Annotated in this window: 13 protein-coding genes; 6 read left to right on the top strand and 7 right to left on the bottom strand. The window is 71.5% G+C overall.

The window, feature by feature from the left end; all coding sequences use genetic code 11:
• The first annotated feature begins 10 nt into the window (after positions 1 to 10).
• Together ABT070_RS21630 and ABT070_RS21625 are read left to right on the top strand one after the other, a co-directional pair.
• On the top strand, positions 11 to 709 hold the full coding sequence (locus tag ABT070_RS21630; protein ID WP_451100766.1) for a futalosine hydrolase: 699 nt from the start codon (positions 11 to 13) through the stop codon (positions 707 to 709).
• Positions 696 to 1,583 carry a 1,4-dihydroxy-6-naphtoate synthase gene (locus ABT070_RS21625; RefSeq protein ID WP_351763028.1) on the top strand — a complete coding sequence of 296 codons (888 nt, stop codon included), beginning with the start codon at positions 696 to 698 and terminating at the stop codon, positions 1,581 to 1,583. Before ABT070_RS21630 ends, ABT070_RS21625 begins: the two co-directional genes overlap by 14 nt.
• 58 nt (positions 1,584 to 1,641) lie before the next feature.
• On the opposite strand, the gene ABT070_RS21620 is transcribed toward ABT070_RS21625, so the two are convergent.
• The 3 genes from ABT070_RS21620 to ABT070_RS21610 form a co-directional block, all read right to left on the bottom strand.
• Positions 1,642 to 2,025: a cold-shock protein gene (locus tag ABT070_RS21620; RefSeq protein ID WP_351763025.1), complete on the bottom strand. Its 384-nt coding sequence runs from the start codon at positions 2,023 to 2,025 to the stop codon at positions 1,642 to 1,644.
• Between the two features lie 317 nt (positions 2,026 to 2,342).
• On the bottom strand, positions 2,343 to 2,522 hold the full coding sequence (locus tag ABT070_RS21615; protein ID WP_351763022.1) for a recombinase family protein: 180 nt from the start codon (positions 2,520 to 2,522) through the stop codon (positions 2,343 to 2,345).
• Between the two features lie 193 nt (positions 2,523 to 2,715).
• A complete protein-coding gene (locus tag ABT070_RS21610; protein ID WP_351763019.1) occupies positions 2,716 to 4,332 on the bottom strand; it encodes a recombinase family protein in 1,617 nt (538 codons plus the stop codon).
• Positions 4,333 to 4,473: 141 nt separating this feature from the next.
• Here ABT070_RS21610 and ABT070_RS21605 point away from each other — a divergent pair, with 141 nt between their 5' ends.
• A complete protein-coding gene (locus ABT070_RS21605; protein WP_351763017.1) occupies positions 4,474 to 4,725 on the top strand; it encodes a hypothetical protein in 252 nt (83 codons plus the stop codon).
• On the opposite strand, the gene ABT070_RS21600 is transcribed toward ABT070_RS21605, so the two are convergent.
• Complete coding sequence (locus ABT070_RS21600) at positions 4,701 to 5,348, bottom strand: HAD family hydrolase (RefSeq protein ID WP_351763014.1); 648 nt, start codon at positions 5,346 to 5,348, stop codon at positions 4,701 to 4,703. The genes ABT070_RS21605 and ABT070_RS21600 overlap by 25 nt on opposite strands.
• A 23-nt stretch (positions 5,349 to 5,371) precedes the next feature.
• Positions 5,372 to 6,385 carry a hypothetical protein gene (locus ABT070_RS21595; protein WP_351763012.1) on the bottom strand — a complete coding sequence of 338 codons (1,014 nt, stop codon included), beginning with the start codon at positions 6,383 to 6,385 and terminating at the stop codon, positions 5,372 to 5,374.
• Between the two features lie 171 nt (positions 6,386 to 6,556).
• Between ABT070_RS21595 and ABT070_RS21590 the strand changes: the two genes are divergently transcribed.
• Positions 6,557 to 9,238 (top strand): helicase-associated domain-containing protein, encoded by a 2,682-nt coding sequence (locus tag ABT070_RS21590; RefSeq protein WP_351763009.1) that lies wholly within the window; start codon positions 6,557 to 6,559, stop codon positions 9,236 to 9,238.
• 95 nt (positions 9,239 to 9,333) lie between these two features.
• On the opposite strand, the gene ABT070_RS21585 is transcribed toward ABT070_RS21590, so the two are convergent.
• Positions 9,334 to 9,888 (bottom strand): hypothetical protein, encoded by a 555-nt coding sequence (locus ABT070_RS21585; protein ID WP_351763006.1) that lies wholly within the window; start codon positions 9,886 to 9,888, stop codon positions 9,334 to 9,336.
• Positions 9,889 to 10,049: 161 nt separating this feature from the next.
• On the opposite strand from ABT070_RS21585, the gene ABT070_RS21580 reads away from it, so the two are divergent.
• Positions 10,050 to 11,696, top strand: a complete 1,647-nt coding sequence (locus tag ABT070_RS21580; protein WP_351763365.1) for a DNA repair helicase XPB — start codon at positions 10,050 to 10,052, stop codon at positions 11,694 to 11,696.
• 1 nt (position 11,697) lies between these two features.
• Here ABT070_RS21580 and ABT070_RS21575 read toward each other — a convergent pair whose 3' ends face one another.
• A complete protein-coding gene (locus ABT070_RS21575; RefSeq protein WP_351763003.1) occupies positions 11,698 to 11,880 on the bottom strand; it encodes a hypothetical protein in 183 nt (60 codons plus the stop codon).
• Positions 11,881 to 12,315: 435 nt separating this feature from the next.
• On the opposite strand from ABT070_RS21575, the gene ABT070_RS21570 reads away from it, so the two are divergent.
• On the top strand, positions 12,316 to 14,406 hold the full coding sequence (locus ABT070_RS21570; RefSeq protein ID WP_351763000.1) for a HelD family protein: 2,091 nt from the start codon (positions 12,316 to 12,318) through the stop codon (positions 14,404 to 14,406).
• The last annotated feature ends 80 nt before the right edge of the window (positions 14,407 to 14,486 follow it).

Here is a 14,486-nt window from a genome sequence, read left to right as displayed (position 1 = left end):
CCGCGTCCTCGTGGCCACCGCGGTCCCCGCCGAACGGGACGCGGTGGCGAGGGCGCTGCCCGGACCCGGCCATGAGGTGCGCCTGCCGGGCGTGACCCTGCACCGCACGGGTGGGGCCTGCGACCTCCTCGCCGCCGGGGTCGGCCCTGCCCTGGCCGCCGCCTCCGTCTCGGCCGCCCTCACGGCCGCCGCGCTGAGCGGCGACCCCTACGGCCTCGTCGTCTCGACGGGCATCGCCGGCGGCTTCGCGCCCGCCGCCCCGGTCGGTTCCCTGGTCCTCGCCGACGAGATCACCGTCGCCGACCTGGGCGCCGAGAGCGCCGACGGCTTCCTGCCCGTCACCGAGCTGGGCTTCGGCGCCGTCACCCACCGTCCGCCCGAGTCCCTGGTCCGGGAGATCTCGGCCGCCACCGGGGCCCTGACCGGCGTCGTCCTGACCGTCTCGACGGTCACCGGCAGCGCCGCCCGGGCCGCCGCCCTGCGCGCACGGCACCCGCGTGCGCTGGCCGAGGCGATGGAGGGCTTCGGGGTCGCCGAGGCCGCCGCCGCGCACGGCGTGCCCGTGCTGGAGATCCGCGCGGTCTCCAACCCCGTCGGCCCGCGCGACCGCGACGCCTGGCGCATCGGCGCCGCGCTCGCCGCCCTGACCACGGCCTTCGGGAAGCTCACACCCGTCCTGGAGAGTTGGAACCCACATGACGACCGGTGACGATCTGAAGATCGCGTACTCGCCCTGCCCGAACGACACGTTCGTGTTCGACGCCCTCGCCCATGGCCGTGTGCCGGGCGCGCCGGGGCTCGACGTGACGTTCGCGGACATCGACATCACCAACGGCATGGCCGAGCGCGGCGAGTTCGACGTGCTGAAGGTGTCGTACGCCGTGCTGCCGTACGTCCTCGACGAGTACGCGCTGCTGCCGTGCGGGGGCGCGCTGGGCCGGGGCTGCGGCCCGCTGGTGCTGACGAAGGAACCCGGGACCGGGGGCGGGGGCGGCCCGCACGCTTCGGGCGGTGCGGAACTGACCGGCCGCACGGTCGCCGTGCCGAGCGAGAGGTCGACGGCTTACCTGCTGTTCCGGCTCTGGGCGGCGGAGAAGGTCCCGGGAGGCGTCGGTGAGATCGTCGTCATGCCGTTCCACGAGATCATGCCGGCCGTACGGGACGGAAAGGTCGACGCGGGGCTGGTGATCCACGAGGCCCGTTTCACCTACCGCGACTACGGGCTGCACAAGCTCGCGGACATGGGCGAGTACTGGGAGTCCACGACCGGGCTGCCGATCCCGCTCGGCGCCATCATCGCCAAGCGCTCACTGGGCGGGCAGGCCCTCACCCGGCTCGCCGACTCGATCCGCGCCTCCGTACGCGCGGCCTGGGACGCCCCCGAGGTCTCCCGCCCGTACGTCATGGAACACGCCCAGGAAATGGATCCGGCCGTCGCCGACCAGCACATCGGTCTGTACGTCAACGAGTTCACGGCGAACCTGGGCGAGGACGGCTATGCGGCGGTCAGGGGATTGCTGACCCGCGCGGCGGCCGAGGGACTGTTGCCGCCCCTCGGCCCGGACGCGCTGGATTTCCCGTAACGCCCGTGGCGCCGGTAACTCCCGTGTCGGACAGCGATTTACCGCCGGCCGGTACCCGTCAGACGTCCAACTGGTCGGCGACCGCGCGCAGCAGACCGGCGATCTGCTTGCCGGAGTTCTTCTCCGGGTAACGGCCCTTCTCGAGCATCGGCGTGATGTTCTCGAGGAGGGTCGTCAAGTCCTGGACGATGGAAGCCAGTTCATCGGGCTTCTTGCGCTGTGCGGCGGCGACCGAAGGGGTCGGGTCGAGAATGACGACGGAGAGCGCCTGGTCGCCGCGCTGTCCGGCGACGACGCCGAACTCCACTCGCTGGCCCGGCTTCAGTGCCTCGACTCCGGCAGGCAGGACGGAGGAATGGACGAAGACGTCGCCGCCGTCGTCACGGGAGAGAAAGCCGAAGCCCTTCTCGGTGTTGAACCACTTGACCTTGCCAGTCGGCAAAGCACACGCTCCCTCGATCGCTGCCGGACTGACCCCGGACCCCTTTGAACTGCCGTTGAGACAGCCTACCGGGGGTCTCTCCAGCGGAACATGCCTTAAAACGGCATAGAGCCTCTATGCGCCGTGACTGGCGAGATAGCGGCTCAGTTGCGTGTGGGAAGTGCGCAGAGTCAGTCCCGCTTCGCTTCCGACTTGATCCGGAGGACAGTTGCGCGACCATGACGTGCTTCGCAGCAACCCCGCTGAACTCACGGGAGGCGCGGGCAGAGGCACGGCGCTCACGCTGCGCGGCGCTCACGCTGGAAGATCAGTTCCCTTCACCAGGTGAATCCCGTTGCCCTCAACTCGGCAACCAGGGCGAGCACCTTGTGCATCGTGCGCCCAAGCCTGTCCAGGGAAGCCACGTACAGGACGTCGCCGTCGGGACGGAGTCGAGAGAGCGCAGAGGCGAGACCCTCACGCTCACTGCCGAGACCGCGGGCAGGTCGGGTCGACATCCCCGTCGGAGCCGGCCGTTTCCGACCCTGCCCCTGACGAGCAAGGCACAGGTGGTTCAACGATGCTCCAGGCACTCGAAAGACCGGAAAACCCCCGCTTGTCATTCAACCCTTGGCGCCGGGGGGCCGGATTCATGAACGATTCAGGAAAAGAAATAGGCCCCCATTCGACAGGGCCCATTCTCTGCCAGCTCTATTTCTTGGCGAATCCCAACGCTTTCCAGCGGTATCCCTCCGGTACGTTATGGCTGATCACCAGCCTTGCCATCTCCTTCTCTCCAGGGTGCGAGAGCGCCAGTTCATCAGCCATGGTCTGAATATCTCCCAGATCCATCACCATCCCTCGGCCACTCTCATCCATTCCCCTGTCCCAGACCCAGAGCTTCACCTCATACGTACGGAGGAATTCCCTACGGTCTTCCTGGTCTTTGGTTTCCCAGACTTGCCCATACTTCTTACCCGTGGCTTTCAATGCCGGGTCAACCCTCTCGGCTTCCTGCTTGGCCAGGAGAGCAACCTTTGCCGCCAGACCTTTATGCATACGTCGATAGGAATCCCCCTGCCCCTCCCCGTCGTACTCCCCCGCGAGGAAGTCGGCTTCCAGCTTTTCCAGGCGCGCCTTTGCCGACTGGAGTTCCCTCGCTTGAGACGGCCCGGTGCCTGCCCTCTCGTACATGTCCCACGTGCCTACGCTCCCACGGATCTCCTGGTCAACCCATGCGTCCAGGACGTCAGCACGGACGTACAGACCCGTTGCGCAGTCGCCGCCCTTGAACTTGTTGGAGCAGCGGTAGTACCTGTGCCCAGGAATTTGCTCTCCGTCTTTCCTGGTGTGACCTGAATTCAGAAGAGAAGTGACCGGCGCTCCGCAGTTACCACAGCGCGCAATACCCGCAAGCAGACTCCTTCCCCCTGTGCGGCTTTCCGCTCCCACGGGCTTGGGAGCGGGCTTGATCCGGTCCACCAAATCCGTCCATTCCTCCATGGACGCCAGCGGATTCTCAGGAAGAATGACGGGGTCTCCCTGCTCGTCGAGAACAGCTTCTCCCTTGTACGTGTAGATACCGGGAACCCAGGGAGAGCGCAGGAACTTGTTGATGACGGTGGATTGCCACTGAGTTCCCTTGGCGGCTTCCCCCTTCACCTTCCTGAGATGGTCGCCCCAAGTGAGTACGCCACGACCGTTGAAGTCCCGGGCAATACGGTGAGTGGACTGGCCCTCGCGGACACGAGAGAAGATCTCTTCCACGTAGGGGTGGAAGTCCTGGTCAATCTCCAGAACCTTCCTCTTGCCACCCTCTACGGCTTTGATGCGATAGCCGGTAGGCGGAGCACCCGTAAGCCATGAACGGTTCTCCAGACGGCTCTGTACGCCGTTGATGACGCGCGCCTGAACGGTGTCCCACTCGGCCTCGGCGAAGACGGCCGTCATACGGGCCACCATCTTCCCTTGGGGGGTCGAGAGGTCGAACCCTTCCTCGACACAGACAATGAACTTGCCGTTCTGCTGCGCCCACTCCAAGAGCTCGTTGAAGTGCATCGACCGACGGGTGAGCCTGTCCATCCTGGCCGCAATGATCACGTCGAAGTCATCAGCCCTGGACGTGAGCCACTTGCCCAGCTTGGGGCGCCTGAAGGGGGAGATGGAGCCCGAGACGTCCGTGTCCTCCGCCTCCCCCACCAGGACGCCTGACAGGAGCGGAGAGCTGACGTGGTGTCGGATCACGCCACGCTGCCACTCGATGGAGGTGGAGCCGTCCGAGTCGGCAGAGAGACGCAGGCATGCGAGGTAGCGGAGACCAGGAGGCATGGCAGGAGCGTAGCGCTCTCTGTGTGCCTAGGTGATCGGCTCGGCCTTGCCAGTAGGCACATCTCGTACCTGCCGGGAAGCTGCTTCTCTTGACAAGGCGTCCCCCGGTTGTTCCTTCGCGCAGGGAACTACCCTGGTCGGGTGCGTGACAAAACCCAAACGAATTCCGCCGCTCCCGGTGACCGACTGATCCGTGTCGGCGCCATCGTGTTCTTCGTCGGCACTGTGGCCACACTGGTCACAGTCGCCCCACTACTCCTCGATACGACGCCCTTTCCGACGTACATGTTCGGGTTGAGCATGCTGATGGGCGTCGGATTCCTCGTCGCGGGCGCAGGCGTCCTGCAATCGGTCGCCGCGGGCCGGCGTCAGGCGCGGGGCGCCGCTCGGTAGGCGTCGAGGTGACCGGCGAGCCAGGCCGGGAATTCGGTGAGGTCGGCGAGCACGACATCCGCACCGGCCGTCCGCAGTTCCTCCGCACCGATCGGCCCGGTCGGCACGGTCACCGACAGCGCCCCGGCGGCGCGCGCACCGCGTACGTCGCCCACGTGGTCGCCGACGTAGACGCTCGCGCCGTGCTCGCGCAGCGCCCGCGCCTTCTGTTCCGCCCACAGGTCGCCGATGACCGCGTCGGGGCCGAGGCGCAGATGCTCCACCTGGAGCTCGGCGTTGGGCTGATGCTTGGCGGTGACGATGATCGCCCGTCCGCCGGCCGCCCGCACCGCCGCGATCGACTCGCGGGCGCCGGGCAGCGCGGTCGCGCCGGTGACGCCGTGCTCGGGGTACAGCGAGCGGTACAGGTCGGCGACGGCCGCGACCCGCTCGGCCGGGTACCAGTGGGCCAGTTCGGTCTCGGGCGGCGGCCCGAGCCGGGTGACCACCAGATCGGCGTCGATGTACGTCCCCGTCCGCTCGGCGAGCGCCACATAGGTGGCGCGGATGCCGGGCCGGGAGTCGATGAGGGTCATGTCGAGGTCGAAGCCGACGGTGAGCACGGGTGACGTCATACGGCCCATTCTGCCTGGCCGGTACACCTTTCCTATCGCGGTTTCTGTGACCGCCAGACCAGGAACAGCGCCGAGGCCACGGCCGCGCCCCGGATCACCCACGGCCAGGTCTGGGTGACGGCGTCGTTCATGTGCCCGTCGGCGATGGGGTCGCCCCACCGCCCCTCGGACCGCCCCCACAGCCAGACCAGCCCGGCCGTGAGCGCGAGCCCCGGCAGCCACATGACGGCGAACTTCGTCTCCCGGTCGGTCAGCCGGCGCGAGGCGTAGGCGATGAGCCACCCCAGGATCAGCGCGAACCAGTTCCCGAGCACCGCGCCGGCGACCAGACAGGCGGCGGCGATCAGCAGCAGGGGATTGCTCCAGCGGGCCCGCTCGGCGGAGGGCGAACGCCGAAGGAGACGGAGCCGGCGCCGGCGCGGCCGGCCACCGCCCTCGTCCTCACCAGGCGCGCCCTCCTCGGCCTCCCCGTCGGCCTCCTCCCGCTCCTGCTCCTCCTCGAGTTTCCTGGGCCGCGGGGGCTTGAGCAGGTCCGGGATCTCCACTCCGCCGACGAACCCGGGCACGTCCTCGCCGATGCCCAGCGGGGTCGGCTCGTTCAGCCACCAGTCGGGCGTCTCACGGCTGTCGCCCAGTTCGTGCGCGGGGGCGCGGTGCGGCGGGGACGCCACGTCGGAGGGGGCTGCGGGAGGCGGCGCGCCGGTCCGGGGCCGCGGCACGACCCGCCGGATGCCCTTCGGCCGCTCCGGCTCCTCCTCGCGGTCGCGCTGTACGGGCACGGAGGGCGCCGGCGTCTGCGTCTGCGGCGCACCGCCGCCCCGGTCGGCCGCGGCCGCGACGATGTCGTCGGGACTGCCGAGGCGGTCGATGATGCGGCGGACGGCGGCGGGAGAGTCGACGGCCGCCTTCGCCCGGCGCCGGTCGATCTCGTTGCGCAGCTCGGAGACGAGCCGCATCCGCGTGGCCGACGACAACTGCCGCTGCTGCGCGACGTCCCCGACCCGGCTCAGGTACTCATAGACGACTTGGTCGCTCTCGATCCCCACGGGATGACGCTATCGCGCAGGGCCGCGCAAACCGGCCCACGGGACGCCGGCTGTCGAGCACCGGTCGGACGACCCGGCCCGTCCGGTGATCGGGGACAAGGCCCTTTCGGGGCCGGAGCGGGGGCCCCGGGGCGCAGCCCCCGGGGGACGCCAACCGCTACCGTGGGCAAGATGAGCACCGAGGACCAGCGGGCCCCCCGTTCCCTAGCGGCAGCGCTCCGCGCCCGGGACGACGCTTCCCTTGCCGCACTCCTGCGCGCCCGCCCCGACCTCATCACCCCGGTCCCCACCGATCTCACCCAGCTCGCCACCCGCGCCGGCACCCGCGCCTCCGTCGTCCGCGCGCTGGAGCGGCTCGACCGGTTCGCCCTCCAGACCGCGGAGGCGCTGGCCGTGGCCGGCGACCCGGCGACGTACGCCGAACTGCTCGGGCTGATGGCGGGCGACTCCCGCGACCCGGCGGTGGCCGACGCGTTGCCCGGCGCCCTGGCGGCCCTGCGGGAACAGGCCCTGGTCTGGGGTGACGAGAGCTGTCTGCGTCTCGTCCGCACCGCCCGTGAACTGCTCGCGCCGTCCGCGCAGCACCCGTCCCCCACGGGACTCGGGCCGAGCGTGCGGGAGGCGACGGCGGGTATGTCACCGGGCCGGATCCAGGAGTTGGTGGCGACGGCCGGGCTGCCGTCCACGCACGACTCGGTGTCCGCCGTCGGCGCGCTCACCGCCCTGTTCACCCACCGCAGGAAGATGGCCGCCCTGCTGGCGAGCGCGCCCGCCGACTCCGTCGACGTCCTGAAGCGGCTGATGTGGGGGCCTCCGTACGGGCAGGTCACGGCCGATCCGGCGGTGCGGCTGCGCTGGCTGCTGGATCGCGGGCTGCTGCTGCCTACGGCGCCCGGGACCGTCGTACTGCCCCGCGAGGTCGCCCTGCATCTGCGCGGAGGCCGGGCGCACCGCACGGCCGAACCCGTGCCGCCCGTCGTCGAGGCGGTCGCCACGCATCGTCCGCAGGTGGTGGACTCGACGGCGGCCGGGCAGGCGTACACGTCGCTGTCGACCGTGGAGGAGCTGCTGAAGGACTGGCACGAGGGCGGCCCCGCGGTCCTGCGGGCCGGCGGTCTGAGCGTGCGCGACCTCAAGCGGACGGCCGTCGCCCTCGACGTGTCCGAGCCGATGGCCGCGTTCTGGGTCGAGCTGGCGTACGCGGCGGGGCTGCTCGCGTCCGACGGGGAGGCCGACGAGCGGTACGCGGCCACCCCGGAGTACGACGAGTGGCTGGAACGGCCGCCCGCCGACCGGTGGGCGCAGCTCGCGCAGGTGTGGCTGGCGGCGACCCGGACGTCCGGGGTGGTCGGCGGCCGGGACCTCAAGGAGCGGGCGCTGTCCGCGCTGGGTCCTGGCCTGGACCGGTCCGCCGCGCCCGAGGTGCGCCATCGGGTGCTGGCCCTGTTGGCCGGGCTGCCCGAGGGCGCCGCACCGGACCCGGAGGCGGTGCTGGCCCGGCTGCGCTGGGAGCGCCCGTTGCGCGGTCCGCAGGGCCAGGGCCAGCAGAGTCCGCAGACGCCGCAGGGGCACCCGGGTGCGCAGGGTTCTCAGAGTTCCCAGGGTCCTCAGGTTTCGCAGGGTTCACAGGGTGACGACGACCTGCGGTCCCGGCTGGCCCGCTGGACCCTGATGGAGGCCGAGCTCCTGGGCGTGACCGGCCGGGGCGCGCTGTCGGCGCACGGACGGGCCCTGCTGGGCGCACGGCCCGCGACCAGACCGACCACCACCGCCACCACCACCGCCACCGCCACCGCCACCGCCGACGCGCGGACCGGCCCGACCGGCCCCGGCGACAAGCTGCCCGCCCCGCACCGGGCGGCCGCCGCCGGATCCCCGGCCGCGTCCCTCTCGCCTCCCGAGCAGGCCGTCGCCACCGCGGCCGCCGCCCGGCTGCTCGCCCCGCTGCTCCCCGAGCCCCTGGACCACGTCCTGCTCCAGGCCGACCTGACCGCGGTCGCCCCCGGGCCGCTGCGGCGCCCGCTGGCCGACGTGCTGAGCGTCCTCGCGGACGTCGAGTCCAAGGGCGGCGCGACCGTCTACCGCTTCACCCCCGGCTCGGTGCGCCGCGCCCTGGACGCCGGCCGCAGCGCCTCCGACCTGCATGCCTTCCTCACCGAGCACTCCCGAACGCCGGTGCCGCAGCCGCTGGCGTACCTGATCGACGATGTGGCCCGCCGGCACGGCCATCTACGGGTGGGCGCGGCCTCGGCCTACGTCCGCTGCGACGACGACGCCCTGCTGAACGAGATCCTCGCCGACAAGCGCGCCGCGGCCCTGCGTCTGCGCCGCCTGGCCCCGACGGTGCTCGCGACGCAGGCCGACCCCGCGGCCCTCCTGGAGGGTCTGCGCGCGATGGGCTTCGCGCCCGCCGCCGAGTCGGCCGAGGGCGATGTCCTGATCACTCGCGCCCATGCCCACCGCACCCCGCCCCGCACGGCTCCCGAGCCGGTGCCGGACGGCCCGCCGGTGCCCGACACCACCCTGCTCACCGCGGCGATCCGCGCGATCAGGGCCGGTGACCTGGCCGCCACGACCCCCCGCAAGCCGACCGAGGACGCCGCCCCGCTCGCCCCCGGCCAGCTCCCCCGGACCAGCTCCGCCGAGACCCTCGCGACCATGCAGGCCGCCGTCCTCACCGGCGAGGCCCTGTGGATCGGCTACGTCAACGCCGAGGGCACCGCCAGCCAGCGCGTCATCGCCCCGGTCCGGGTGGAGGGCGGCTTCGTGACGGCGTACGACCACACGGCGGACGAGGTCCGCACCTACCCCCTGCACCGGATCACGGGCGTGGCGGAACTGGCCGACGACTGACCCCGGGCACACGGGCCTCCAGGCACACGCGCCTCCGCGCCTCCGGGCACACGCGCCTCCGCGCCTCCAAGGCACACGGGCCTCGGGCCTCCGGTTCAGCACTCGCCGATCGAGGCGTCCGCGGGGAGGCCGAAGTGGGCGCGGGCCGTGGCTTCCAGAGTGCGGGGCGACATCGGGTCCTGGAGGGAGGACCTGGCGAAGGCCCCGAAGTGGGACTCCGTCCACCGCCCGTACCCGTCGCCGTCCGGCGGCTCCTCCCGGGCGACGACCCGGTAGCCACCGGCAGCCGCCTCGTCCCGCTCCAGCCGCACCACCTGCGGATACTGTCCGGCGCCGCACTCGACGAGGTTGTCGTCCTGCATCCCGTACTCGACGCACAGCGTGTTGACGCCCGCCCGCACCTCGCCCGCGTGCTCCTCCAGTTCGAGCGCCTTCGCCTGGCAGAACCAGCGTGCCTCGAGCGCGGGCACGGTCTCGCCGTAGCCGCTCCCCCGCGACTCCGCGGCGATCCTGGCCTCGATCACCGGCCGTACCTCGCTCCACAGCCGCCCGTCGATGTCCGCGGGCCACATCACCCAGGTGCCCGTGGCCGCCAGCACCGCCGCGGCTCCCACGCCGACCGCACCCCTGCGGAACGACAGGACCGACATACCGTGACTCCCCACCGCGTCGCGCCCATCGCGCTGCTCCCACGGTCAGACCCACGAACGCAGGTCAGGGTTGCGCAGGGCCGCGAGGAAGAAGCGGAGCACCGCCACGGCGCGCCGTACGGCACACTGGAGGTTTGGCCCGTGCGGAAGGGATGGCGTACGTGAACGGACCGCTGATCGTCCAGTCGGACAAGACTCTGCTCCTGGAGGTCGACCACGAGCAGGCGGACGACTGCCGTCGTGCCATCGCGCCGTTCGCGGAGCTGGAGCGGGCGCCGGAGCACATCCACACCTATCGGCTGACCCCGCTGGGCCTGTGGAACGCGCGGGCCGCGGGGCACGACGCCGAGCAGGTCGTGGACGCGCTCGTGCAGTACAGCCGCTACCCGGTGCCGCACGCGCTGCTCGTCGACATCGCCGAGACGATGGACCGTTACGGCCGTCTCACGCTGAGCAAGCACCCGGCGCACGGGCTCGTGCTCACCACCACCGACCGGCCGGTGCTGGAGGAGATCCTGCGCTCCAAGCGGGTCGCTCCGCTGGTCGGCGTCCGGATCGACCCGGACAGCGTCGCCGTGCACCCCTCCGAGCGCGGGCAGATCAAGCAGACGCTGCTGAAGCTGGGCTGGCCGGCCGAGGACCTCGCGGGCTACGTCGACGGCGAGGCGCACCCGATCGAGCTGGCCGAGGACGGCTGGGCGCTGCGGCCCTACCAGAAGCAGGCGGTGGAGAACTTCTGGCACGGCGGCAGCGGGGTCGTGGTGCTGCCCTGCGGCGCGGGCAAGACCCTCGTCGGCGCCGGGGCGATGGCCCAGGCGAAGTCGACCACGCTGATCCTCGTCACGAACACCGTCTCCGCGCGCCAGTGGAAGCACGAGCTGGTGAAGCGGACGTCGCTGACCGAGGAGGAGATCGGCGAGTACAGCGGGACTCGGAAGGAGATCCGGCCCGTCACCATCGCCACGTACCAGGTGCTGACGACGCGGCGGAAGGGCGTCTACCCGCACCTGGAGCTGTTCGACTCCCGGGACTGGGGGCTCATCCTCTACGACGAGGTGCACCTGCTGCCCGCGCCGGTCTTCAAGTTCACGGCGGACCTCCAGGCGCGCCGCCGCCTCGGGCTGACCGCGACCCTGGTCCGCGAGGACGGCCGTGAGTCGGACGTGTTCTCCCTGATCGGGCCGAAGCGGTTCGACGCGCCGTGGAAGGAGATCGAGGCGCAGGGCTACATCGCGCCCGCCGACTGCGTCGAGGTCCGGGTCAACCTGACGGACTCCGAGCGGCTGGCGTACGCGACCGCCGAGGCGGAGGAGAAGTACCGCTTCTGCGCGACGACGGCGACGAAGCGGAAGGTGACGGAGGCGCTCGTCCGCCGCTTCGCGGGGCAGCAGATCCTGGTCATCGGCCAGTACATCGACCAGCTGGACGAGCTGGGCGAGCACCTGAACGCCCCGGTGATCAAGGGCGAGACCTCCAACGCGCAGCGCGAGAAGCTCTTCGGCGCCTTCCGGGAGGGCGAGATCAGCGTGCTGGTGGTGTCCAAGGTCGCGAACTTCTCGATCGACCTGCCGGAGGCCACGGTCGCCATCCAGGTCTCGGGCACCTTCGGCTCCCGCCAGGAGGAGGCCCAGCGCCTGGGCCGGGTCCTGCGCCCGAAGGCGGACGGTCACCAGGCCCACTTCTACTCGGTGGTGGCACGGGACACCCTCGACCAGGACTTCGCGGCGCACCGCCAGCGCTTCCTGGCCGAGCAGGGCTACGCGTACCGGATCATGGACGCGGACGAGCTGCTCGCGGGCGAGGCCTGAGTCACCTGCGGCGGCGGACGCCCGCTTCCTCGCCGTACTCGCCCAGGATGATCACGTCGAAGGCGGCGCCCGCGAAGACCTTCAAGGCTCGCAGGGCGTCGCCGAGGCGGTGGCGGTGCGTGTCGGACAGGGAGGTCGCGCCGGACGGGCGACCGGGGGCCGGGGTGAAGGTCGCTGCACTCATGTCTCCATGATGGGCTCCGGGGCATAAAGCGGGCATCGGTCCCAGGTCCCCGTTCGGCGTACTCCTCGGGTACCCCCGTGGGCCGGGGGTCCCCTACGGGACGGAGGGCCGCGGGGCAGGGGTGCGGAGAGGTTCCCCGGACCCGGTGAGGGGTTCCGCCGAGGGTGCGACAGAAGTGCCGCCCAGGCGCGACGGGGATTCCGCCGAGGGCGCGGGCGGGATCCGTCGAGGGTGCGACAGCGATCGGCCGGGCGGGCGGCCGGATAAATGCGTTGGCACACGTCTCCCCCGTTCACCTACAATCTCCGCTCTTGCCCGCCTCCCTTCCCGGAGTGCCGCCGTCCGGACGGAAACCGGACGGACCCACCGCAGCACCACCTCAGCCGGTCCGGAGGCACCCCCTTGTCCACGCCGTCCACACCGTCCACTCCGCCCATGCCGTCCACGCCGTCCACGCCTGTCGACGACGATCCGCTCGCCCGCGAACGCGCCCACCTCTCCTCGTCCCGGGGCGCCCTGCGTGCCATGCGCGAGGACGTGCAGGCCCTCGACATCAGAGACGTCACCGCGAACTGGGTCAACGCCCAGATCCTGGAGCGCCAGATCGAGGAACGGATCAAGGCGCTCGCCGACCTCAACGACACCCCACTGTTCTTCGGCCGGCTCGACTACCTGCACGCTCCCGGCGCCGACCGGGCGGAGGGCGCGGAGGGGGAGCAGTTCTACATCGGGCGTCGGCATGTGCACGACGGCGACGGCGACCCGATGGTCATCGACTGGCGTGCGCCGGTCTCGCAGCCGTTCTACCGGGCCTCGAAGAAGGACCCGATGGACGTCGGGCTGCGCCGCCGCTTCGGCTACACCGGCGGCGACCTCACCGCCTACGAGGACGAGCACCTGTCCGACCCGGCGGAGACGGCACGGACCAGCAAGCTGCTCCAGCGGGAGATCGAGCGGCCGCGTGTCGGACCGATGCGTGACATCGTCGCCACCATCCAGCCCGAGCAGGACGAGATCGTCCGCAGCGGGCTGGGCGGGACGGTCTGCGTCCAGGGAGGGCCGGGCACCGGCAAGACGGCCGTCGGTCTGCACCGGGTGGCGTATCTGCTGTACGCGCACCGCGAGCGGCTCGCCCGCACCGGCACGCTGGTCATCGGGCCGAACCGGTCCTTCCTGCACTACATCGAGCAAGTGCTGCCCGCGCTGGGCGAGTTGGCGGTGCGCCAGGGCACGGTCGACGACCTGGTGGCGCATGTGGAGGTGCGGGGCACGGACGACGCGGCGGCGGCGGTCGTCAAGGGTGACGCGAGGATGGCGGAGGTACTGCGGCGGGCCGTGTACTCGCACGTCGGCAAGCCGGGCGAACCGCTCGTCGTGGTGCGCGGCTCGCGGCGGTGGCGGCTCCCGGCGTACGAACTCGAGGAGATGGTCCGGGAGTTGCTGGACCGGGACATCCGCTACGGCGCCGCCCGCGAGGCCCTGCCGCAGCGCATCGCGCACGCGATCCTGGTGCAGATGGAACGCTCGGGCGAGGCACCGGACGACCGGGTGCAGGACGCCGTCGCCCGCAACAGCGCGGTGAAGGCGGCCGTGAAGGAGGTCTGGCCGGCCGTCGATCCGGCGAAGCTGGTGCTCCGGCTGCTCACGGACGCGGAGTTCCTCGCCGAGCACGCGAAGGGCCTGCTGAGCGAGGACGAGCAGAAGACGATCCTGTGGGCGCTGCCGGGATCCGGCAGAAGGCCGGCCCGGTCGGTGAAGGCGGCCCCGTGGTCGGCGGCGGACGCGGTGCTGATCGACGAGGCGACCGACCTCGTCGAGCGCACCCACTCCCTCGGTCACGTGGTCCTGGACGAGGCCCAGGATCTGTCCCCCATGCAGTACCGGGCGGTGGGCCGCCGCTGCACGACGGGCTCGGCGACCGTGCTGGGCGACCTGGCGCAGGGCACCACCCCGTGGGCGACCCGCAGCTGGCAGGAGGCCCTCGCCCACCTGGGCAAGGCGGACGCGGTGATCGAGGAACTGACGGCGGGTTTCCGCGTGCCGACGGATGTCATCACCTACGCCTCGCGTCTGCTCCCGCACATCGCGCCGGGTCTGACGCCCGTCGCCTCGGTCCGCGAGAACCCCGGTTTCTTCGACCTCCGGCCGGTGGCCGGCACCGCCGAGACCGTCGCGGCCTGCGTGGAGTTGCTGGGCAACGAGGGCTCCACGGGCCTGATCGCGGCGGACGCCCGGATCCCGGAGCTGGCCGAAGCGCTGGCCGCGTCGGGCATCGGCCACCTCTCCCCCGGCGAGGAGACCACGGCCGAGACCCGCCTCACGCTGGTCCCGGCCTCCCTGGCCAAGGGCCTGGAGTACGACTACGTCGTCCTGGACGAACCCCAGGCCGTGGTCGACGGCGAACCGGACGAGCGGACGGGTCTGCGACGGCTGTACGTGGCGCTGACCCGAGCGGTGTCGGGCCTGATCGTGACGCACGCGGCCCCCCTGCCACCCCAGCTCGACCAACTGCCCCGGCACGACTGACCGACCCGGCCCGACCGCCCCAGGCCGGCCCGGCACGACCGACCGGCCCGGCCCGGCGCGACCGACCGGCCCAGTTCGGC

Source organism: Streptomyces sp. NPDC002884, assembly GCF_040295245.1.
GTDB lineage: Bacteria > Actinomycetota > Actinomycetes > Streptomycetales > Streptomycetaceae > Streptomyces.
Note: the sequence above shows the minus strand (reverse complement) of the source record. Positions and strands in the feature narration are given on the sequence as shown.

Bases quoted from the DNA above. Each gene is read 5' to 3' on its own strand.
- ABT070_RS21575 (WP_351763003.1), bottom strand. From the start codon at position 11,880: ATGAGTGCAGCGACCTTCACCCCGGCCCCCGGTCGCCCGTCCGGCGCG.
- ABT070_RS21570 (WP_351763000.1), top strand. From the start codon at position 12,316: ATGCCGTCCACGCCGTCCACGCCTGTCGACGACGATCCGCTCGCCCGC.
- ABT070_RS21615 (WP_351763022.1), bottom strand. From the start codon at position 2,522: ATGTCGACCCGACCTGCCCGCGGTCTCGGCAGTGAGCGTGAGGGTCTC.
- ABT070_RS21585 (WP_351763006.1), bottom strand. From the start codon at position 9,888: ATGTCGGTCCTGTCGTTCCGCAGGGGTGCGGTCGGCGTGGGAGCCGCG.
- ABT070_RS21590 (WP_351763009.1), top strand. From the start codon at position 6,557: ATGAGCACCGAGGACCAGCGGGCCCCCCGTTCCCTAGCGGCAGCGCTC.
- ABT070_RS21625 (WP_351763028.1), top strand. From the start codon at position 696: ATGACGACCGGTGACGATCTGAAGATCGCGTACTCGCCCTGCCCGAAC.
- ABT070_RS21600 (WP_351763014.1), bottom strand. From the start codon at position 5,348: ATGGGCCGTATGACGTCACCCGTGCTCACCGTCGGCTTCGACCTCGAC.
- ABT070_RS21610 (WP_351763019.1), bottom strand. From the start codon at position 4,332: ATGCCTCCTGGTCTCCGCTACCTCGCATGCCTGCGTCTCTCTGCCGAC.